18 protein-coding genes and 1 pseudogene are annotated in these 22131 nt (G+C 59.6%); 12 read left to right on the top strand and 7 right to left on the bottom strand.

Going from position 1 to position 22131, the window contains the following annotated elements:
- Positions 1–195: 195 nt before the first annotated feature.
- Positions 196–993: an alpha/beta fold hydrolase gene (locus I2D57_RS06125; RefSeq protein ID WP_117563848.1), complete on the bottom strand. Its 798-nt coding sequence runs from the start codon at positions 991–993 to the stop codon at positions 196–198.
- A 225-nt stretch (positions 994–1218) separates the two neighbouring features.
- Here I2D57_RS06125 and I2D57_RS06130 point away from each other — a divergent pair, with 225 nt between their 5' ends.
- The 3 genes from I2D57_RS06130 (at position 1219) to I2D57_RS06140 (ending at position 4108) form a co-directional block, all read left to right on the top strand.
- The gene (locus I2D57_RS06130; protein WP_117563849.1) at positions 1219–1995 is read left to right on the top strand and encodes a radical SAM protein; all 777 of its coding nucleotides are present in this window, start codon (positions 1219–1221) and stop codon (positions 1993–1995) included.
- A 160-nt stretch (positions 1996–2155) separates the two neighbouring features.
- Positions 2156–3043, top strand: coding sequence for a type I methionyl aminopeptidase (map, locus tag I2D57_RS06135; protein WP_117778617.1), 888 nt, complete (start codon positions 2156–2158; stop codon positions 3041–3043).
- A 129-nt stretch (positions 3044–3172) separates the two neighbouring features.
- Complete coding sequence (locus I2D57_RS06140) at positions 3173–4108, top strand: D-2-hydroxyacid dehydrogenase (RefSeq protein ID WP_195361852.1); 936 nt, start codon at positions 3173–3175, stop codon at positions 4106–4108.
- 252 nt (positions 4109–4360) lie between these two features.
- On the opposite strand, the gene I2D57_RS06145 is transcribed toward I2D57_RS06140, so the two are convergent.
- The gene (locus I2D57_RS06145) at positions 4361–5746 is read right to left on the bottom strand and encodes a M18 family aminopeptidase (protein WP_172674636.1); all 1386 of its coding nucleotides are present in this window, start codon (positions 5744–5746) and stop codon (positions 4361–4363) included.
- 161 nt (positions 5747–5907) lie between these two features.
- Here I2D57_RS06145 and I2D57_RS06150 point away from each other — a divergent pair, with 161 nt between their 5' ends.
- From I2D57_RS06150 to I2D57_RS06165, 4 genes are all read left to right on the top strand, one after another.
- The gene (locus tag I2D57_RS06150; protein ID WP_195361853.1) at positions 5908–6993 is read left to right on the top strand and encodes a carcinine hydrolase/isopenicillin-N N-acyltransferase family protein; all 1086 of its coding nucleotides are present in this window, start codon (positions 5908–5910) and stop codon (positions 6991–6993) included.
- A 140-nt stretch (positions 6994–7133) separates the two neighbouring features.
- The gene (locus I2D57_RS06155) at positions 7134–8213 is read left to right on the top strand and encodes a 6-phosphofructokinase (protein WP_118387254.1); all 1080 of its coding nucleotides are present in this window, start codon (positions 7134–7136) and stop codon (positions 8211–8213) included.
- Between the two features lie 432 nt (positions 8214–8645).
- Positions 8646–9584 (top strand): helix-turn-helix domain-containing protein, encoded by a 939-nt coding sequence (locus I2D57_RS06160; protein ID WP_195361854.1) that lies wholly within the window; start codon positions 8646–8648, stop codon positions 9582–9584.
- Between the two features lie 453 nt (positions 9585–10037).
- Positions 10038–10358, top strand: a complete 321-nt coding sequence (locus I2D57_RS06165) for a multidrug transporter (RefSeq protein ID WP_195361855.1) — start codon at positions 10038–10040, stop codon at positions 10356–10358.
- 116 nt (positions 10359–10474) lie between these two features.
- On the opposite strand, the gene I2D57_RS06170 is transcribed toward I2D57_RS06165, so the two are convergent.
- Complete coding sequence (locus I2D57_RS06170) at positions 10475–13240, bottom strand: FtsX-like permease family protein (RefSeq protein ID WP_229055655.1); 2766 nt, start codon at positions 13238–13240, stop codon at positions 10475–10477.
- 5 nt (positions 13241–13245) lie between these two features.
- Positions 13246–13947 carry an ABC transporter ATP-binding protein gene (locus I2D57_RS06175; RefSeq protein ID WP_138339534.1) on the bottom strand — a complete coding sequence of 234 codons (702 nt, stop codon included), beginning with the start codon at positions 13945–13947 and terminating at the stop codon, positions 13246–13248.
- Positions 13948–14218: 271 nt separating this feature from the next.
- On the opposite strand from I2D57_RS06175, the gene I2D57_RS06180 reads away from it, so the two are divergent.
- The 3 genes and pseudogenes from I2D57_RS06180 (at position 14219) to I2D57_RS06190 (ending at position 15602) form a co-directional block, all read left to right on the top strand.
- Positions 14219–14857: a GyrI-like domain-containing protein gene (locus tag I2D57_RS06180; RefSeq protein ID WP_195361856.1), complete on the top strand. Its 639-nt coding sequence runs from the start codon at positions 14219–14221 to the stop codon at positions 14855–14857.
- A gap of 170 nt (positions 14858–15027) precedes the next feature.
- Positions 15028–15375: pseudogene (locus I2D57_RS10105) on the top strand (Abi family protein); the annotation flags it as partial.
- A 32-nt stretch (positions 15376–15407) separates the two neighbouring features.
- Complete coding sequence (locus I2D57_RS06190; RefSeq protein ID WP_117635684.1) at positions 15408–15602, top strand: chloride channel protein; 195 nt, start codon at positions 15408–15410, stop codon at positions 15600–15602.
- Between the two features lie 206 nt (positions 15603–15808).
- Here I2D57_RS06190 and I2D57_RS06195 read toward each other — a convergent pair whose 3' ends face one another.
- From I2D57_RS06195 to I2D57_RS06205, 3 genes are all read right to left on the bottom strand, one after another.
- On the bottom strand, positions 15809–16387 hold the full coding sequence (locus I2D57_RS06195; RefSeq protein WP_239057599.1) for a methylated-DNA--[protein]-cysteine S-methyltransferase: 579 nt from the start codon (positions 16385–16387) through the stop codon (positions 15809–15811).
- Positions 16388–16737: 350 nt separating this feature from the next.
- Positions 16738–17763, bottom strand: a complete 1026-nt coding sequence (locus I2D57_RS06200) for an aspartate-semialdehyde dehydrogenase (protein ID WP_117766544.1) — start codon at positions 17761–17763, stop codon at positions 16738–16740.
- 173 nt (positions 17764–17936) lie between these two features.
- Positions 17937–19325: an aspartate kinase gene (locus I2D57_RS06205; RefSeq protein ID WP_195361857.1), complete on the bottom strand. Its 1389-nt coding sequence runs from the start codon at positions 19323–19325 to the stop codon at positions 17937–17939.
- A 104-nt stretch (positions 19326–19429) separates the two neighbouring features.
- Between I2D57_RS06205 and thrC the strand changes: the two genes are divergently transcribed.
- Positions 19430–20947, top strand: a complete 1518-nt coding sequence (gene thrC / locus I2D57_RS06210) for a threonine synthase (protein WP_195361858.1) — start codon at positions 19430–19432, stop codon at positions 20945–20947.
- Positions 20948–21150: 203 nt separating this feature from the next.
- The gene (thrB, locus tag I2D57_RS06215) at positions 21151–22032 is read left to right on the top strand and encodes a homoserine kinase (RefSeq protein ID WP_006234874.1); all 882 of its coding nucleotides are present in this window, start codon (positions 21151–21153) and stop codon (positions 22030–22032) included.
- Positions 22033–22131: the final 99 nt, after the last annotated feature.

The raw sequence follows: 22131 nt of genomic DNA on the forward strand, positions 1-22131 counted from the left end.
TAGTTTCGCATGGAGCGGTGGGTTCCAAATGTTACAAGGGTAACACCTTGTCGATGCAGGTAAGTACGTGAATGCTGCCACATTCTTATGAGTTGGCAGACGGCGCGATTGAAGCCGCAGACGCGAGGTTTTGAGCACGTTTGTTAATACGGCCGAAACGTTTGCGGATGAAGCCTGCTTTGGCTATTGCGGATGCTAGAGCCCCAGGATGCCACGGACAGCCCGGGCAGCCGCTGCCGGGCGATCGCGCAGACCGTTATGCGCGCCCGGGATCGTCACGAGAGGGCAATCGAGATATTCGGCAGCCGCTCGCGTGCCAGCCTCGCGGGGCGTGCCAATCGAGAGCTCGCCTAGGAGCACGGCGGCCACCGTTTTCGACGCGCGAACGCTATCCCAATCGGGAACGCAGGTCATAGTAATCCCGTATTCGTTTGCCATGAAACTGCGGCCGTTGCGCAGGGCATGCTTGGCTTCTGCCTCGGTCGTTCCAGGAGCCTCGGGGTCCAAGTCGCCGAGGGCTCCCAAGAAAAGCCGGAGCGCCCTTGAAACCTTTCCAGCCGCAATCATATCGAGCAAAACCGGAGCTGCGCCCATGCCGACGCCTTCGGCCGACACAGCCGGCTCATGCAGAATCGCACGGGCGACGAGATGGGGTTCAGTGCGAAGAAGCTCCAGCGCCACCAACGTACCGGCGCTGTGCGCAAGCACATTTGTCGGAGCGCCAACGTGTTCGATCACGGCCTGCAGGTCGGCGGCCTGAGCGGCAAGATCATAGCTGCCGTCTGCCGCTTCGCTGCTGCCACCACAGCCGCGGCGGTCGTAGGCAATTACGCGGTAGTTGCGGCTGAGCTCACAAGCGATGCCGTCGAAAAATGTGCCGTCAACACAAGCGCCGTGCACGCACACCAAGGCAGGAGTATCAGGCGACACATCCGGGCCGGCATATTCGCGACAGGCAATCGTGGTGCCCGCATTCTCGACCGTAAAATCCATGTTGTGCCCCCATCATCAATGCCCATCCAATTGCACGTCAGTACGGCTGAATGGTCCCGCATTGCCTTACGACTTGTTAACAGATTAACTGTACCCGACCCGAGGCTTTTCATGGCACGGCATCATGAGCGACGTGAAAAAACGAAACTTGTAAAGCAAGAGCCCGCACCTCGCTTTGGAGCCGATGCTATGCTTAGGCGCAATAGTCTTGAGGAGCATATGCCTATGTCTACATTTTTGAATGCCAGCCCCATCTTTGGACCCGTTCGCAGCCGTCGCCTTGGTCTCTCGCTCGGCGTCAACATGATGCCGGCCAGCGGCAAAATCTGCACGTTCGACTGCATTTACTGCGAAAACGGCCTCAACGCCGAGCGCCCCTGCCACGAGCCGTATAACACGGCTGCCGTGGTGCTCGATGCACTCGAGGCAAAGCTGCGCGAGATGGCAGCCGAGGGCGAGCTCCCCGATGTGATCACCTTCGCAGGCAACGGCGAGCCCACCGCCGCACCGGAGTTTCCGCAGGCCATTGCCGGCGCCGTCGCGCTGCGCGACGAGCTTGCCCCAAACTCCAAGATCGCCGTGCTCTCCAACGGCACGCGCGCCGACCGCCCCGAGGTGCACGACGCGCTCATGATGGTCGACGACAACATTCTTAAGCTCGATACCGTCGACCCGGCGTTTATCCAGCTGCTCGACCAGCCCGTTGGCCCCTATGACGTCGAGCACCAGATCGAGACGTTCGCAAGCTTTGACGGTCACGTCATTATCCAGACGATGTTTTTGAGCGGTGAGTACCGGAGCAAGTCTCTCGATAACACCGGCGAGGAGTACGTTGCCCCCTGGCTCGCGGCGCTCGAGCGCATTCGTCCGCAGGAAACGACCATCTACACGGTGGCACGCGAGACGCCGGTCGCCGGCCTTGCCAAAGCAGCGCCCGAGGTGCTCGACGCCATCGCCGCGCGCGTCCAAGCCCTCGGCATCCCCTGCCAGGTGAGCTACTAGCAAAACCACGCAGCAGCTAGTGTCAGCCATCCCGCTCCATCAGTTGCGGTGATATAGTTCCTATTTGTGCTGTTAAACCGCTTAAATCGGAACTATATCACCGCAACTTTTATGGACGCGTGGGTGGGCTATACTAGCTGCGAATGAAAGGAAGTTAGCCATGTATGACAACGGACCCGTGCCCGGCCGCAACGACGCTTGCTGGTGCGGCAGCGGCAAAAAATATAAGAAATGTCATAGCGCCTTTGACGAGCGCCTCGAGCGCCTGTGGGAGGAGGGCTGGGAGGTTCTGCCCCGCGCGCTCTACAAAACGCCCGCCGACATCGAGGGCATCAAGCGCTCCGCCGCCATCAACGTGGGCGTGCTCGACTACATAGGCGAGCGCATCGCCGCAGGCATGACCACCAACCAGATCGACCAGATGATCTACGACTACACCGTCGAGCACGGTGGCACGCCGGCCGACCTTAACTACGAGGGCTATCCCAAGAGCGTGTGCACCTCGATCAACGACGTCGTCTGCCACGGTATCCCCTGCGATGCGGATGTGCTACACGAGGGCGACATCATCAACGTAGACTGCTCCACGATCTTGGACGGTTACTTTAGTGATTCGAGCCGCATGTTCTGCATCGGCGAGGTCTCGGCCGAGCGCCAGCGCCTGGTCGACGTCACCCGTGCCAGCGTGGAGGCGGGTCTGGCAGCCGTCAAGCCATGGCTACCGCTCTCCGTTATGGCCGAGGCTGTGCAAAAGACCGTCGAGGACGCCGGCTTTAGCGTGGTGCGTGAGTACGGCGGACACGGCATCGGTAAGGAGTTCCACGAGGACCCGTTTGTGGGCTTTACCACCGAGGCGCCCGACGTAGACACCATCATGGTGCCAGGCATGGTCTTTACCATCGAGCCCATGGTCAACGCCGGAGCGCCCGATATCAAGATTAGCAAGGGCGACGGCTGGTGCGTGCGCACCAAGGACGGCAGCGATTCGGCCCAGTGCGAGGTGCAGCTCGTGGTGACCGAGGACGGCTACGAGCTGCTGAGCTGGTAGCCGTGGATGCGCCGGATGCTGACAGGCACGCCCGTCTTGCATCCGGCGTTTTATTTGAACATTTTGCCTGATAAAACCCGCCAAAATTAACCTGCCCCCTTTTGGCAGGTCGAGCGGAGAGGACTGCTTGTGAACATCCTGGTTTTGCTGCCCGTCAACGACCGCCATCGCGCAATTCTTGAGTCGAGCGCTCCGGGCGAGGACTTTATCTACACGAGCTCCGACGCCGCCACGCGCGAGCAGGTCGCCGGTGCGGACGTGATCTTAGGTAACATCGACCCTGACATGCTCACGGCATGTGAACATCTCCAGCTGTTGCAATTGCAGACCGCCGGCTATGACGATTACTTGGCCGCCGGCACCGTGCCGGCTGAAGCCAAGCTGTCTTGCTCAATCGGCGCCTACGGTCAGGCTGTGAGCGAGCACATGTTTGCCATGGTCCTTTCCATGATGAAGCGCCTGCCCGGCTACCAGGACTTGCAGCGCGAGCATCGCTGGGAGGATTTGGGCCCGGTTACCTCGCTCAATAACGCCAACGTGCTGGTGCTGGGCGCGGGCGATATCGGCGGCCACTTTGCCACGCTCTGCCGCAGTATGGGTGCGCACGTCCGCGGCATCAAGCGCCATCCGCTCGTCTATCCCATTGTGTTTGAGGACATGGACGGCATGGACGCCCTGTCCGAGCGCCTGGCCGAGGCTGACATCGTCGCTTCCTTTATGCCCAGCACACCCGAGACCCGCGGCCTGGCGAACGCCGAGTTCTTCGCCGCGATGAAACCGGGCGCCTTCTTTGCCAACGGCGGCCGCGGCGACCTTGTGGTCGCCGACGACTTGGTTGCCGCCCTGGAGTCGGGACATCTCGCCGGCGCCGCGGTCGACGTCACCGACCCCGAGCCGCTGCCCGCGACAAGCCCGCTGTGGGATGCACCCAACATGCTCATCACGCCGCACGTCTCCGGCTGGTTCCACCTGGCAGCCACGCTCAACAATGTGGTCGACATTGCCGCAGAGAATCTGCGTCACCTGCAGGCAGGCGAGACCCTGCGCTGCTGGATCGAACATTAGGGTTCCGCCGTTCTAACGAACGGCGGACCGGTCGACGCTACGCGCCGCCCAGAGCGACAATTTGTCATTCAAAAGGCAAGGCATGACCAGAAGGTCTATGCCTTGCCTTTTTCATGCCAACTTGTTCGCTCTGGACATCGCTCGCTGACGCTTGCTCAACCTGCGGTGTCATAACAATTCTGTCCAGCTGTTGGCTTTGCGGCATTTGCCCAGATAAAACCTGCATAATAAACCTGTCCCTTTTAGCAGGTTTTAGAGCTCCACGCTTTCGGCGCCGTTGATGGTTAGGTTTCGCTCGTAGAAAGCCGTGAGGGCGCGAATGGCGTACATCACGTCGCGTACGCCGCCGGTCTCGTAGCTTGAGTGCATGGCCAGCTGCGGCAGGCCCACGTCCACGGCATGCATGCTCGCCTGCATGTTCGACAGGTTGCCGAGCGTGGAGCCACCCGCCATATCGCTCTTGTTGGCGAAGGCCTGCGTGGGCACGTCGGCGTCATCGCAAATAGCCTGGAACACTGCGCGGCTAAAGGCATCGGTGCAGTAATGCTGGTTGGCGGCTTCCTTGATAACGATACCGCCGTTGAGCACAACCTGATTGCGGGCGTCGCACTTCTCGGCGTGGTTGGGGTGCACGGCATGCGCATTGTCGCAGCTCACAAGCATCGAGGCAGCAAGTGCACGATGGTACGACTCGTCGTCAAAGCCCAGCGATCCGTTGATGCGGCGCAGTGCGTCGGCCAAGAACGTCGACATGGCGCCCTGCTTGGTCTCGGAACCAACCTCCTCGTTATCAAAGCAGCAGAAGACCGAGACGTCGCGCGCGTTCTCGGCACCCAAAAATGCCTGCAGTGAGGTGTAGGCGCAGGCCAGGTCGTCGAGCTTGGGCGTCGAGATGAACTCGTCAGCCCAGCCCCAAATGCGCGCATCCTGGCGGTTGACCAGGAACAGATCGCGGCTCAGGATCTGCTCGGGCTCAACGTCCAGTTCGTCGGCAACCAGGGCATCAAAATCGCCCTGCTTAAGCTCACCGGCGCTGATGAGCGGGCACAGGTCGACGGCGCGGTTGGGCGCAAAGCCCTCGTTAACGCCGCGGTTCATATGGATGGCAAGGCTCGGGATAATCGCGACTTCGCGCTCGGTGGCAAGCAGGCGGCTCTCAATACGGTCGCCTTCGCGTACCAACACGCGGCCCGCGAGCGCCAGCGGGCGGTCGAACCAGGTGTAGTCGATCATGCCGCCGTAGGCCTCGGTGTTCAGGCGCAGCGTCTCGCCTGCGCCGTCGAGCTCGGGCACGGCCTTGACCTTAAACGTCGGCGAATCGCTATGCGACGCCGTGAGCTGAAAATGATAGTCACCGGCAACGCCGTCCTCGCCCCACGTCGCGGTCAGGTCCTCGCCCACCTTAAAGGCAATAACGCTCGAGGTATTGCGCTGCGTGTAATAACGCCCGCCCGGCTCGATGTCCCACGCCGCGTTCTCGGGCAGGTAGGTAAAGCCCGCCTCGTCGAGCTCGGCCATAATGGTCGCCGCCGTATGGAACATGCTGGGACATGCCTCGATAAAGTCGATGAGGTCGTTGGCGGCCTCGATATCGTCGGCCGTCACATGCGCGCGCTCGGGCGTTTCCTGATCCGTCATGCTCTCCCCTTTCGCTGGGTTGATGGTCCCCTCCAGCATACCCCGCCACGCCAGCGCCGCACTCTTCATTCCATGTTTAATCCCGCGCCGCTCACCAAGTTGAGCCATCATGCCCGCGCTCCTTTTGCGACAATTACGCTAACAGGACGAGAGGAGCCGTCATGAAGCCACGTAACATTGCCATCGCCTGCGGTGTCGCGGGAGTCGCCGTCGGCCTTGCCGCTGCCACCGGTATCGTTTACCGCAAGCAAATCAAGTCCGCCGCGTCGCTCAAACGCTTGACCGGCTACGCGGATAGCTATGACCTGTACGCAATCGACATCGCCTACGACTACGATCTTGATCGCATCATCGCCGCTGGCGTGCGCGACGACCAGGCCTACATCGATGCCGTGGTGGCGCAGGTGCTGCCCGGTGTGCCGGTACATGTCCAGGCGCCCCAGTTTGCCTGCAGCGCTTTTGTCGCCGTAGATGCCGAAGGCCGCGTGCGCACCGGTCGCAATTACGACTTTAAGGACGACACCTCGGCGCTGCTGGTGCGCAATCACCCACGCGACGGCTATGCCTCCATCGGGTTTGCCGCCCTTAACAACCTGGGCGATAACACTCCGCTTGACTCCGTCGGCGGACGCGCCGCCGCACTCATGGGCCCGTTTGCCCAGCTCGACGGTGTTAACGAATGCGGCGTGTCCATTGCCGTACTCACTCTGGACTCCAAGCCCTGTGACCAGGACACGCAGCGCCCCGTCATCAATACCTCGCTCGCCATCCGCCTGGTGCTCGACCGTGCCGCCACCACGCAAGAAGCTGTCGACCTGCTTTCCGCCTACGACATGCACGCCATGGCAGGACGCGATTACCACTTCTTTATCAACGACGCCGCCGGTGACGCGCGCGTAGTAGAGTGGGATCCGCGCGATCCGGACCGTGCTTTCAAAGCGACTCCTGTACGCCAAGTTACGAACTTCTACGCCTGCTATGGCGACGAAGTGCTGCCCAACCAAAAGAATGGCGAGCTGGGCCATGGTAAAGAGCGCGCCGTCGCAATCGCCGATGTCCTTGACGCCCATGTCGGTGCCCAGGACGAAACGATTGTCTGGAAAGCCCTGCGTGCCGCAGCGCAAGAACCCAATCCGGAAGACATCACCAGCAATACGCAATGGTCGGTCGTCTTTGACAATACCGAACCCGCCGCCGCCATTACGCTGCGCCGCCACTGGGGCGACGTCGACGCCTTCGCACTGTAAGGACCCAGGCTCGTCGACCTTACGCTCGCCTGACGTTGTTTACATTTCTATACGCTTGAGCTAACACGTTTTACCCCCGTATCAACAGTGTGCGGGGGTAAACTTATGCGCATGTTATAACTTGCCCGGAAGGATTCATCATGCTTAGGATCGGTCTTCTTACCAGTGGCGGCGACTGCCAGGCGCTCAACGCCACCATGCGCGGCATTGTCAAAACGCTTATGACCAATAGCGAAGAGCCTATTGAGATCTATGGTTTTGAGGACGGCTACCAGGGCCTTATCTACAGCCGGTTCCGCGTCATGACGCCCGCCGATTTTAGCGGCATCCTTACCCGTGGCGGCACCATCCTGGGCACGAGCCGTACGCCGTTCAAGCGCCTGGATATTCCCGAGGCCGACGGCGTCGAGAAGGTGCCGGCAATGGTCCACACCTATCATAAGCTGCAGCTCGACTGCCTGTTTATGCTGGGCGGCAACGGCTCCACCAAGACCGCCAACCGTCTGCGCGAAGAGGGCCTCAACGTTATCGCCCTGCCTAAGACCATCGATAACGACACCTGGGGCACCGAGCTGACGTTTGGCTTTACGAGCGCCATCGACGTCGCCACCAAGTGCATCGACGACATTCACACCACCGCTTCGAGCCACGGCCGCGTGTTCGTTATCGAGATCATGGGCCACAAGGTTGGCTGGATCCCGCTATACGCCGGCGTCGCGGGCGGCGCGGATGTCATCTTGATTCCCGAGATCCCCTACGACATGGATAACGTCATCAAGACCATCGAGCATCGCATGGAGACCGGCAGCCGCTTTACCATCGTGGCCGTCGCCGAGGGCGCTATCTCCAAGGAGGACGCGGCGCTGTCCAAGAAGGAGTACAAGAAGAAACTCGCCGAGCGCACGAGCCCGTCGATCGTCTACGACATCGCCAAGGAGATCGAGGCCAAGACCGGTCGCGAGACCCGCGTCGCCATCCCCGGCCACACGCAGCGCGGCGGCCAGCCCGACGCCCAGGACCGCATCTTTGCGACCCAGTGCGGCGTCGAGGCCGCGCTTGGCTGCCTGCGCGGCGAGTTTGGCTACATGATCGCCCTGCGTGACGGCAAGATGTGCCACATGCCGCTCGAGGAAGTCGCCGGCAAGCTCAAGTATGTCGACCCCCAGAGTGATCTGGTGCGCGAGGCCAAGGCGCTGGGCATCAGCTTCGGCGACGAATAGCCTCGGCCGAAATCCATCCCATCGAGCCCTCCGACCCCGCCCGACGTATTTCGATTTGGCTCCTCCCTTGACTCCGTCAAAGGTCGCCAATCGAAATCGTCGGGCGGGGTCGGAGGGCCCTTCGTCTACATACTCGCCGAGGCTATTCGTCTTCTTGCTGCGGGTGCCTGGTCTGAAATTAAGTTGCGGTGAAATAGTTCCTGCTTAGCCCGCAAATGGCTGAATTTAGGAACTATTCCACCGCAACTTACTGAGTGGGGCTCTTGGCTGCCACTTCACTGACATTTGTCCTAAAATGGCTGGTCATCAGGGGTTGCTACCGGTAGTTGCGGTAGGGTTGGAGCAGATTCTAACTAGAAATGGTGGTCGCTACTGGTTGTTCTCGGCATACTCGGCTCATTCGATTACGGTCACCACATGAAAGGAACTGCCATGGATCTTGCGATGGCGCAGCGGCTCGTTGATCGCCGCAAGGCTGCCGGGCTTTCTCAGGAGGCGCTTGCCGCCCAGCTGGGTGTGAGTCGTCAGGCTGTCAGTAAATGGGAGCGCAGCGAATCCTCGCCCGATACCGATAACCTTATTGCGCTCGCCGCGCTGTATGGCGTGTCGCTGGATGAGCTGTTGTATGGGGAGGCAGTGGATAGCACTGACGACTCGCAGGCTGATGATGAGGCACAGGGCAGCGGCGCCGGCGCCAAAGCTTCAGATAAGGCTGAAGAGGCTGAGGCTTCTACTGAGCACGCTGATTGCAGCGATAAGCCACTTGTCGATATTTCCCTCGCGCGCGGCATCCACGTTATTGATCCCAACAAGGGCGAAGAGGTTCATGTTGGCTGGAATGGCATCCATGTGGCTAACGAGCGCAAGGGTGAAGAGATCCATGTGGGGCCAGGCGGATTGCATATCGATACGCTTGAGGACGATGGACATAGCGTGCATACCAATGACGACGGCACCGTCACCATCGACGGCGAGACGTTTTCCAGCTGGAAGGAAGCACACGACAAGCTCGACCATCATGGCAAGCATTTCCACACCAAGGTCGGACGTGCATGGAACAAATTCCCCTTCCCCGCGCTTGTCGCCTTCGCCTATCTGGTGCTCGGCATTGTCTACGGCACATGGGCTACGGGACTCTTCCTCGTCTTTCTGATTCCCGTCTATTACGCGCTTGGCGACTTTATCGACCAACGCCACTTATCTAAGCTGATCGATGTCGTCTATTCAGTCAGTGCCGAGGCATGGTTCCTCTACATGTGGCTCTGCCTGGGGCAACCCCATCCCGCCTGGGTAATCCTCATCACCATCCCGGTCGTAAAAGCACTCATACGTTGGTGCCGTAAACAATGGAAGCATCGCAAGCGAGCCTAAACCATCCCAGCCCGACAGCAGCACCCAACTAGTACTCCCCCGCCCATCCCTCCTAAGTTGCGGTGATATAGTTCCGGTTTTAGCCTTGAGTAGTCGAGTTTAGGAACTATTCCACCGCAACTTACGAATGATCGGAGCGGCTACAGCACAAGCGTCGGCGTTCGTTTGATGGTCCGCCACGAAAAGGGGCTATCTACTACGTTTAACTCGATGGGGCCAACCATGACCGCCTTTTTCGAAAATCGACAGGCCTTCTACCTGCGATTTTATTTTTCGTTTTCCCGGCATAGTTGAGGGTATCCAATTAAACGTAGTAGATAGGCCCGTTTTGTGGCATACAACCCATTCAAGCCCAATCTCGAAGGCTAAAGAGAGCCTCTCATCAACGCTTGCGAGCGAAAACCAAATAGAATGAAAGGCAAATGGAAAGCCCGTTTGACGAGCGGAGGACATATGCGCGACGTAGCCGAAAGCGACTGGAAACTGTTTAAGAAAATGCTTCCTCAATGGCAAGAACGTTATATGGAAAAGCTCATCAGCCAGTACGTTGAGATGCTGAACGGCGACAGTGAAGCGTCCAGTAGATTTTGGGCACTAGAAGAGCGCCTCAATCGAGACAAGCTGTCCTCAGGAGCGCTTGCAAACGACATTCGCCGCAGCACAATGCACCGAGAGATAGCCAATTTGCTTATCGACAGCGTGATCACCCTTGACGACCTTGACGGTTTTACCGAGAACATTAAGAGTTATGCGCAACACTGGATTGGACAGTAAGAGCACCGAACGACAAACATCCCCAGCAAAACGGGGCAAACGCCGGGCCACCTAATGGTTGTCCGGCGTTTGCCCAGATAAAACCTACCAAAATAAACCTGTCCCTTTTTAGCAGGTTACTCGGCACTCTTGAGGGCGCCGACCATGTCGATCTTGTTGAGGGTACGATTGGTGGCGAGGTTGACGATAAACGTAAAGCCAAAGGAAAGCACCACGGCGAGCACGTAGCTTAGCGGCTCGACCTCAACATCAAAGTACAGCGACGGCATCTGCAAAATGTACGTAAAACTCTCGGCCAGCAAGCCGCCCAGTGGCACGCCCAGCGCGGCGCCAATTGCCGTGAGGATCAACGTCTCCTTGTTGACGTAATGGTGCACCTCGCCACGGCGGAAACCAAGCACCTTGATGGTCGCCAGCTCGCGCTCGCGCTCGGAGATATTCGTGTTGGACAGCGTAAACACCACCACAAACGACAGGCACGCCGCCATAAAGGTCACGAGCACCACGACGGAATTGATAATAGTGAAGTTCGCCTCAAAGTTCTCCCAATGCTCGGCCGTGCTCGAAATCGAAAGCCAGCCGTCACTCTTAAGCTTCTTGCTAAACGCAATCTGGTCGGCCGACGAACCCTTGAGCAGCGCAAAGATGCCATTGAGGCGAACGCTGCGCCCAAACGCGCGCTCATAGGTGCTCTGCGTCATGTAAAGCGTGTTGCCCAGATAGTTAAGCGAAATGTCGCTGACCTTGACCTTGGCGACGTTGAGTGACGAATCCTGGACGTGCGCCGTATCGCCCGGTTGAATCCCCAGCACCAGCTGTGAACTCTTACTCAGATACACGTCTCCGTCACGCAAAGACAGTGGCTCTTTGGACTCATCCTCAAGGCGAACATAGTCGTCCAGATCGTTCGTGCGGTCATCGGGCACCACGATCAGCTGCACGGTCTCGCTCTTTCCGCCAAACGTAAAGGTAACGTTGTCGGTCATGATCGGCAGCGTCGAAGACACCGTCACGTTAGAATCCTTGGCCGCGCTGCGCTCATCCAATGCCGCGCACGTCTGCGAAAAATCGTCGGGATTGGCAACCGCCAGCAAGTCATAGCGCGTGATATGCCCATACTGCTTGGGCGAAAGCGCGACCGACGTGTCGCGAATACCCATACCGCAGATCACAAGCGCGGTGCAACCCGCGATACCGAAGATGGTCATAAAGGCGCGCTTTTTGTAGCGGAACAGGTTACGTGCTGCCACCTTGTTCAAAAAGCCCATGCGGCGCCAGATAAAGCCGATGCGCTCGAGCAAGATACGCGAGCCGGCGCGCGGGGCCTTGGGGCGCATGAGCGAGGCCGGGGTCTCGGCCATCTCGTGGCGGCAGGCGATAATCGTGGCGCCCACCACGCCCACGGCAAACAGCGCCACCGAAACGATCGAGGACACGATGTCGTACGAAAGCAGCATCTGGGGCAGAGAGTACATGTCGTCGAACACCGTAAACAGGAACAGCGGCAGGCCCACAAATCCGATGATGTTACCGAGCACGCCGCCGATCAGACAAGCCCACAGCGCGTAGTCCACGTATTTGGACAGGATGCGCTCGCGCGAGTAGCCGAGCGCCTTGTACAGGCCAATGAGCGTGCGCTCCTCCTCGACCATACGCGTGGCGGTGGTGAGGCTGATGAGCACGGCGACGATAAAGAAGATGAACGGGAACACCGTGGCGATGGCTTCAATTGACGAGCTATCGCTCTCCACGCTCGAGTAGCTTGCGATATTGCCGCGGTCCTGGATGTACCAGGTGCATTCGCCCAGGTCGGAAAGCTCGGCGCGGGCGTCGGCAAACTGTTGGTCGGCGGCGGCACGGCGCTGGTCCAGGTCGGCTTGTGCCTGCGCACGCTCGTCGCTGCCCTCGGCCATGCGATTGATGTTGTCCTGCTCGATCCCAAAGACCATATTCGCCTGACGCTCAGCCGCGTCCAAGCTCGCCGGCGTATCGGCCGTCAGCTCCTGAGCACGCGCCTTCTCACGCTCCTCGCGGATCTTCTCGATATTGCCCTTGACCTCATTGGTCTTTGCCGCGTAGGCATCCGAATAGGAGTTGAGGCTCTTGACTCCCTCGACGATCACGTGGACCGCGGAGTAGGAAGAAGATGTCGCGGCGTCCTCGCTCACATAGAACTTATAGTCCGCCGCCGAAGCAGCGCGAAAGGCGTTGACTGTCGAGTCGGAGCTCACATCAGTGGGATCGAGGACCTCGGCCGTAATGGTATAATCGCCCGCGGCAAACTGATCCTTGGCGCTTTGGTTCGACGAGCTCGCGTCATTGGCGGCAAAACTCACCGTATCGCCGAGCTTTTTGCCCGAAGCCTTCAGGAACTTCGAAGTCACCGCGACCTCATCGGCGCTCTCGGGCAAATCGCCGTTCACGAGCACCGGCTGATCGATGTTCTCCTTGGAGAGACTTTGCACGACCACGCGCTCGCGCGTTGTGCCCACGGCGGTGTAGGCGGTCTCGGTGTAGATGCCCTCGGCCGTTTCGACGCCATCGACCTCTTGGATGGCGTCGAGATCATCGTCAGTCAGGCCATAGGTCGACTGCACGTTAATGTCATAAACATTCTGCTGGTCAAAGTAAGCGTCGACCGAATCGCACAGATCCTCGCAACCCGCCTTGAGGCCGCACATCACGCTCACGCCGAGCGCGGTGATGACCACGATTGACAAAAAGCGCTTAAGACTGCCTCGGATTGTGCGGTAGATGCCACGGCGAAAAACCGTCGGCACCATATCGTTTGAGCTTTGGGCAGTGCGGTAGGTCGTAAAATCCTGCTCGCGCTCCGTGTTCTGCGCGTCGCGGCGTAGGCTGTTTTGGCGGTCTTGGTCCATGGGCGCTACCACTCGATCGTCTCGATAGGCACGGGATTTTGCTGGACCGTCTCGCTCTCCACGCGACCGTTCTTAAAGCGGATCAGGCGATCGGCCATGGGCGCCAGCGCGGAGTTGTGGGTGATGATGATGACCGTAATGCCCTGCTTGCGGCAAGTGTCCTGCAGCAGCTGCAAGATCTGCTTGCCGGTTTTATAGTCAAGTGCGCCCGTGGGCTCGTCGCACAAAAGCAGCTTGGGGTTCTTTGCCAGTGCGCGGGCAATGGACACGCGCTGCTGCTCGCCGCCCGAAAGCTGCGCGGGGAAGTTGGCGAGGCGCTCACCCAAGCCAACCTGGCAAAGCGTTTGCTCGGCATCGAGCGAATCAGGGCAGATTTGCGCCGCAAGCTCAACATTTTCGAGCGCCGTCAGGTTGGGGACCAGATTGTAGAACTGGAAGACAAAGCCGACGTCGGCGCGGCGGTATTCCACGAGCTGCGCCTCGTTAGCGGAGCTCACATCGCGCCCGTCCACCGTCACGGTGCCGGAAGTCGCCGTATCCATGCCGCCCAGAATGTTGAGCGCCGTGGTCTTGCCGGCACCCGAAGCACCCAAAATGATGGCGAGCTCGCCGCGCTCGACCGTAAAGCTCGCGCCGTCGAGTGCGTGAATGCGGGCGTCGCCCTCGCCGTATGCCTTGATGACGTCTTTGAATTCGATATAAGCCATCGATCGGTTCCCATCTGGTCGGATAACTCTTTAGTATTACCCATTTCGCACCGACTAAAAAGGGACGGGTTTATTTTGGCAGGTTCTATATGGGGAAACGGCAGCTATAGATGAGGCGCCGGGGAGGCAGAGAAATCATCGATGGGGTCAGGCCGACCGCCAAACACAACGCACGCATCTCAATCTGTCAGCCAAATCATTCGAACAGCTGTTCGTTTCTATGATATGATTCAGCTATCTAAGCAGGCCAATACGCAGAAAGGCGGCCAACATGGCGTTCGACTTTAAGAAGGAATGCAAGGAGCTCTACAGACCTGCGAGCAAGCCGAGTATCGTAACTGTCCCGCCTATGAGCTACGTTGCCGTTCGCGGAAAGGGCGACCCAAATACCGAAGGTGGCGAGTATCAAAATGCCCTGCCGCTGCTTTACGGCATCGCCTATACCGTCAAGATGTCAAAGAAAGGCTCAAGGAGTATCGAGGGCTATTTCGACTTTGTGGTACCGCCGCTCGAGGGCTTCTGGTGGCAAGACTCCCCGAGCGGCGACATCGATTATGTACGCAAGGACGATTTCAACTTTATCTCGTGCATCCGCCTGCCCGATTTCGTCACTCAGGATGACTTTGACTGGGCGGTCGCGGAAGCCACGGCCAAAAAGAAACTGGACTTTTCTGCCGTCGAGCTGCTTAAAGTTGACGAGGGTCTCTGCGTTCAATGCATGCATACCGGACCCTACGACAGCGAGCCGGCAACCGTAGACGCCATGCATGAATATGCGACCGAGCAGGGCTATGTCCCCGACTTCTCAGACACCCGTTTACATCACGAAATCTATCTTTCCGATCCACGCAAGTGTGCGCCGGAGAAACTTAAGACTGTGGTTCGTCATCCTATCAAGCGCGCTGAATAGCGTGGAGCGTCATTTCACGCGCTGGGTTTTAAGCCAGCCAACCAGCCGCCTCCTAGGCCGTCCGGTAATTATCTTGACGCGGCCCGTCGCATCTTATAAGTTTGTTTTGCTAAAGCTGGAAAGCCTCTCAACGATGCGCAACTCCAGCTCTTTTTCTATCAAGAGGCTTAATGAAATACCAGAAGTCGCGGATATCCATCAACGAACAAATAGCACTATTGACAGAAAACAAGGGTCTTAAGTGCTCTGATCAAAGCGAACTCGAGCGAGCTTTGGTCGAAGCCAACCACTACAGACTGTCGGCCTACTGGTTTCCCTACAAAACCAAATGCAAGTCCGGGATTACCATCTTTCGCGAAGGCACAACATTCGAAACCATCATCTACACGTATGAATTTGACCGAGCCCTCCGGCAGTTAATGTTTGATGCGGTCGGCAGTGCGGTCGGCAGAATTGAGATCTACCTCAGAAGCAGAATTGCCTATCTTGCCTCTGAGGAACGCGGGCCTTTCTGTTACCCAGATGTCGCCATAACGAGGCTCAACTCGGCATGCCCGTCGAGCTCTGCGCCGCACTGGGCTACGCAGCCGTCTTTGGCAGCGCCACCAATACGCTGCTCGCACCCATCCTTATTGGCTGCGAAGTCTTCGGCTTTGGTAACTTGCCGATGTTCATTATTGTCTGCGTTGTGGCTTACCTGTTCAACATGGATAAGTCCATCTACGCCCTGCAGGAGCGGGCGTAGATCGATGTCCAGGCAGGTGGTCTCAGCCGGAAACGATGTCCCACTCTGAGGCTGTATTCCGGGACACGGTTTCCGCTTGGAACGCCATTCGGAAAGCGCATCCCGCTTTAAAACGGAATTCCGGGACGTAGTTTCCGTCTGAGCCTCCATTCGGAAAGCATGTCCCGTTCTTTCACGGCATCTTGGCTATGCAAAGCGCTCGAGTGTTACTCCTCGTACGCGCCCTCAAGCCGAAGCAGCCACTCCTTGCGATCAAGCCCGCCGGCATATCCGTTAAGCGAGCCGTCGGCCGCCACCACGCGATGGCATGGCACAATAATCGAAACAGGGTTGCGAGCGACCGCGGCCCCCACGGCACGGGGAGACACAACGGGTGTCTCATTTCCCGGCACACGATGTCGAGCCGCAACACGCTGGGCGATCTCGCCATACGTAGCGACCTCGCCACGCGGAATAGAAAGCAGCTCGTACCAAACTTCACGCTGAAACGCCGTGCCAATCAAATGCAACGGCGGCGTAAACCGAGGTTCCTGCCCTGCAAAATAAGCATTCAGCCAAGCCCACGAACGCTCAAGCACCGAAGAAGCCGCACCATTTGCAGGACTCACCGACGACATGCCGCCAGCACCAGAAACTGCATCGGCGCCTTCAACATGTTCAGGATCTTCTTTGAGAAGCGTGGAGCCAAAATGCTCCTGTCCCTCAAACCAAAGCCCCGTCAGACCGCGGCCATCAGCGGCAAGCAAGATTTCGCCCAAAGGCGAAGCAAACGTCGTCGTGACCACCAGCGGCTCCTTTCAAAACTCCGCAACATAATACCGCGAATTGTGCAGACAACCCCAATCGACCCCAAAGTCACCCAAGGCAGCAGGCGCGCAGCGCCGAGGCCGCCGCCGGGACCAGGGCCCGCAACAGCCACGCGCCCCCACATCAGCCCAGCGGCCTCAACCAACAACGACCCCATCGCAGGCCGCTTGCAGCAGCGTCACCGCAGGCGGGGGCCGGGCTCAGTTTTCAGAACACTCCGCAGACCAGTGTGGCGCCTTGTCCGCGGCTCCGAAGGAGCAGGACAAGGCGCCACACATGGTCGAGGACGTTCTGAAAGCTAAGCCCGGCCCCCGCCGGACAGGCCACACTACTCGCAGAGCAGCTTAGCGATCTGGACGGCGTTAGTTGCCGCGCCCTTACGGATTTGGTCGCCGCAACACCAGAAGGTGATACCGCGCGCGGCCTCGGGGTTGGAGATGTCACGACGCACGCGGCCGACCCAAATCAGGTCCTGGTCGGAGGTGTCCATCGGCATGGGGAAGCGGTCGTGTGCATCCTCGGCAGCCATGTCGTCAACCAGCTTGACGCCCGGAGCGGCAGCGAGCGCAGCGCGAGCCTCCTCGACCGTAATGTCGCGCTCGAACTCGAGCGTAATGCTCTCGGAGTGCGAGCGCAGCACAGGCACGCGCACGCAGGTGCAGTTCACGCGCAGCTCGGGCAGGTGCATGATCTTACGGCCCTCGTTTTGCAGCTTCATCTCCTCAGAGGTAAAGCCCTCCTCCTTGACGCCGCCAATCTGCGGAATCAGGTTGCTCGCCAGCTGGGCGGCAAATGCGCGCGGCTCGGGAATCTCCTCGCCACGGCCCAAGGCAGCAAGCTGCGCTTCGAGCTCGGCCATACCGGGAGCTCCGGCACCAGAAGCCGCCTGATACGTCGAGACGATCATGCGCTTCACGCCGGCAAGCTGATGCAGCGGCCACGTGGGAACCAGGCCGATGATGGTCGCGCAGTTGGGATTGGCGATAAGGCCGTGATGCCATTTGATATCGTCGGCATTGATCTCGGGCACGACCAGCGGCACCTCGGGATCCATGCGGAAGGCGTGGCTGTTGTCGACCACGACGGCTCCGCGCTTGACGGCCTCGGGCAGCAGCTCCTTAGCGATATCGTCGCCGGCAGCGCCGAGCACGATGTCGCAGCCCTCAAAGGCCTCGGGGCAAGCCTCTTCGATCACGATTTGCTCGCCGCGGAACTCAACGGTCTTGCCCGCGGAGCGTGCGCTTGCCAACAGCTTGAGCTTGCCGACCGGGAACTCCTGCTCGTTGAGGCACTCGAGCATCTGGGTGCCCACGGCTCCCGTCGCGCCCAAAATAGCAACCGTGTACTGTTTCATGCTTCCCCCTTTAAAGGTTGTGGCTTTTGCCCGCACGCCGAGCAGGCCGATTATTGTTGCCAGTTTATACAAGAACAGGGCGGGCACGAAACCCGCCCCGTCGAAACGAAACCGAAACGAAACGCCCCGCCGTAGTTTTTTGAGACATGCCCCAAAAATCTACCGAGCAGTCGCTACTTTTTGAGCGCGACCAGAGCGGGATCGACCGGCGCGGGAGCCTCCAGGTCGGAGACCTTCACAATGCCGTTCTCATCGGAGAAGGCACGGTAAATGGTCCGAATCGCTAGGTCGAAGTCCTTCTCCTCGACACCGATAATGATGTTGATCTCGTCACAGCTCTGCGAAATCATACGCACGCTCACGCCGGCCTGGCCAAGCATGCCAAACAGGTGGCCCGAGATACCTGCGCGGCCGCGCAGGTTACGGCCGACGGTCGCGATGAGCGCCAGACCCTCGACAACCTCGATCTCGAGCGGCTCGACCTCCTGCTGAATGTCGCCCACGAGCGAGTACAGCGAATCGTGCACGTCCTGCTCCTGCACCACGGCGCCAAAACGGTCGACACCGGTGGGCATATGCTCGACGGAGACGTCATAGCGTTCGAAGACCGAAAGCGCACGACGCATAAAGCCAACGCGGGGCTTGGTGCGGTCGCGGGCGACGTTGATGGCGACAAAACCGCGCTTGCCGGTCACGCCGGTAATGATGGGCTCTGCCTCGCCCTCATCGGCCGTCTCGCTAATGATGGTGCCGGGGTCCTGCGGCGCATTGGTGTTCTTGATGACCAGCGGAATGCCTGCCTCGCGCACGGGGAACACGGCCTCCTCGTGCAGGACGCTTGCGCCCATGTACGAAAGCTCGCGCAGCTCCTCGTAGGTAACGCGCGCAATGGGCTGGGCCTCGGGAACAATACGCGGATCGGCAGAATAGAAACCCGAGACGTCGGTCCAGTTCTCGTAAAGGTCGGCGCCCAGGCACTTAGCCAAGATCGAGCCCGAGATATCGCCGCCGCCACGATCGAGCAGCTTGATCTGGCCCTCACGCGTCGCACCGTAGAAACCGGGCATAACAAAGCCGCCCTGCTGACCGTACTCCTGCACCAGCTCGGAGGTGCGGTTCATGCTGAGCGTACCGTCGTGATGGAACGCAACGACCGTCGCGGCATCCAAGAACGGCAGGCCCAGATACTCGGCCATCAGGCGAGCGGTGAAGTACTCGCCGCGGCTCACGAGTTCCTCGGTAGAGTAGCCGCCCGAGCGAGCGCGCTCGGCAAAGGCCGCGAACTCCTCGCGGATGGGATAGGTGAGCTCCAGCTCGTCAGCGATATCAAAATAGCGCTGGCCAATGTCCTCGAGCAGCTCCTCGCACGACACGTGATACTTAACGTGCGCGTTAACCAGGTAGAGCAGGTCAGTCACCTTGGTGTCGCCCTTAAAGCGGCGACCGCAGGCAGAAACCACCACAAAACGGCGGGCAGGGTCGGCGTCGACAATGGCCTTAATCTTCTTGAAGTGTTCGGCGTCGGCGACCGACGAGCCGCCAAACTTGGCAATCTTAATCATGGGCTGGAGGTTACCTTTCTAAAAAGCCTCTGCGAACCTATTTTGCGCGCTCTGATACCATGGTTTCACCGATTGGGACCAAGGCATCCGAGGAGCAGTGTTATATGGGAACTTATCATAGTACACGAGGACACACTTTATCGTGCTCAAGTAAGGTGGCAATCCGTACCGGCATCGCTCCCGACGGGGGTTTGTTTGTCTCGGACGAGCTCGGCACCCAGCAGGTCGATATCAGCTCGCTTGCAGATAAATCGTACTTTGAAATCGCTCAAGATGTGTTGGGAATGTTACTGAATGATTACACGACCGAAGAAATTTCGGCGTGTGTCGACGAGGCATACCGCGGCACGTTTGCGAGTGAAGAGGTTACGCCGCTCGTCAAACTCGACGCTGCACCGGGCGCTGACGCCCCTCAGACCTATGTGATGGAGCTCTTTGGCGGCCCCACGAGCGCCTTCAAGGACGTCGCCCTGCAGATGCTCCCCCGCTTGATGGCCCGCACCTCTGCCAAGGACGGCGGCGCCGAGCGCATCATGATCGTCACCGCCACGTCGGGCGACACGGGCAAGGCCGCGCTCGCCGGTTTTGCCGACGCTCCGGGCACGGGTATCACCGTCTTTTATCCCGAGGGCAAGGTCAGCCGCGTGCAGAATCTGCAGATGTCCACGCAGGAGGGCGATAACGTCGCCGTCTGCGGCATCCGCGGCAACTTCGACGATGCCCAGAGCGCCGTCAAGCGCATCTTTGCCGATAAGGAGCTTGCCGAGCGCCTGGAGGCCGCTGGCACGGTGCTTTCGAGCGCCAACTCCATCAACGTTGGCCGCCTGGTACCGCAGGTCGTCTACTACTTTGCCGCCTATGCGCAGCTGCTGCGCGCCGGCGCCATCGAGGCCGGCGATGCCGTGGAGTTCTGCGTGCCGACCGGCAACTTTGGCGATATCCTGGCCGGCTACTATGCCAAGCGCATGGGTCTGCCCGTCGCCAAACTCGTCGTGGCCAGCGACAAGAACAACGTGCTCGCTGACTTCCTGACCACCGGCGTTTACGACCGCAACCGCCCGTTCTTCACGACCATCTCGCCGTCGATGGACATCCTTATTAGCTCCAACCTGGAGCGTATGCTTTATTTCCTGTCCGATGGCGACTGCGAACTCGTTGCCGGCCTTATGGAGCAGCTGGCACAGACTGGTCGCTATGAGGTGCCCGCCGAGCTGCTGGCCAAGATCCAGAGTGTGTTTGGCTGCGGCTGGGCCAGCGAGGACGAGGTCCGCGCTGCTATCAAGAACTGCTGGGATGCAAACGGCTATGTGATCGACCCGCACACCGCTTGCGGCTATCACGTCTTTGAAAAGGTCGCCCCCGCCGAGGGCGCCAAGGCCCGCGTGCTGCTTTCGACCGCCAGCCCCTACAAGTTCCCGCGCGCCTGCTGCGACGCCCTGGGCCTCGACGTTCCCGAGGATGATTTTGAGGCCATGGGTGTACTCGAGCAGGCCACCAATACGGTCGCCCCGACCCAGCTCGCCGAACTCGAGTCCAAGCCCGTCCGCTTCGAAGACGTCTGCGACGTTGCCGACATGGCCAACTACGTAGAGCAGGCTGCAAAAAAGATGGCTACCAACTAAACCCCTTATTAAGCGCCGGCGAAAGCCGGCGCACCTTCTTCCATCAGATAACCCCCGGGATGATGACGAACGTGCACAGCGTGCCTGGCTGTTTAGTTCGTCGCGAGTTCCGCACGCAAAGGAAAGCACTTAATGTGCTTTCCGTCTTGCGCAGGACTGCCCGAGCAGCGAACTAAACAGCCAGGCACGCCAGGAGGACCCACATGATCAAGATCACCGTCCCAGCAACAAGCGCAAACCTAGGCATCGGCTACGACACCCTCGGCATGGCCGTCAGCCTCTACTCGCACTTTACCTTTGAGCGCGCCGACAAGCTCACCATCACGGGCTGCCCCGAGGAATTCCAAAACGAGAACAACCTGGTCTACGTGAGCTTTGTCGATGCGCTGGCCGCATGGGGCGAGCCGGCTTTTCCCGTCGCTATCGACATCCAGACCGACGTGCCCGTCGCCCGCGGCCTGGGTTCCAGCTCCACCTGCGTCGTCGCTGGCATCATGGCGGCCGCCGCGCTGACGGGCCACACCGTCGACCGTGCCGAGCTTGTCCGCATTGCCACCGAGGTCGAGGGCCATCCCGATAACGTCGCCCCTGCCATCCTGGGCGGTGCCGTTTGCTCCTTTACGCCGACTGATTCGCTCCCCCAGTGCCTGCGCTACGAGGTGAGCGATCGCCTGCGTTTTATTACCGTGATTCCGCCCTACGAGGTACACACGAGCGAGGCGCGCAAGGTCGTGCCGCAGGAGATTCCGCTCTCCACCGCCGTGTGGCAGATGGGCCGCATCGCCGGCATGACGCGCGGCCTGGAGACCGGCGACCTTGACCTGATTGCCGCCGCCAACGACGACCGCATCCAGGAGCCCTATCGTCGCCGTCTGATTCCCGACTACAACGCCGTGCGCGACACCTGCCTTAACGGCGGCGCTAAGACCATCTGGATTAGCGGCTCGGGCTCGACCCTCATGGCTGTGACCGACGACACCATCGTGGCAAAGTTCCTGCAGGTCAAGCTGCGCGAGCAGTTCCCCAAGTGCGATACGCATATTCTGACGTGCGACACGGAAGGCGCCCAGATCGAATACCTGTAGTCGCCGTCCCGTATACTCGCCGGGGAGGCCAGGGGCTTTGCCCCCAAATCGTCCTCGGACATGGCAGGACCCCCGCTGCGCACTTCGTGCGGCGGGGGT

The organism is Collinsella aerofaciens (assembly GCF_015553355.1).
Taxonomy (GTDB): domain Bacteria; phylum Actinomycetota; class Coriobacteriia; order Coriobacteriales; family Coriobacteriaceae; genus Collinsella; species Collinsella aerofaciens_V.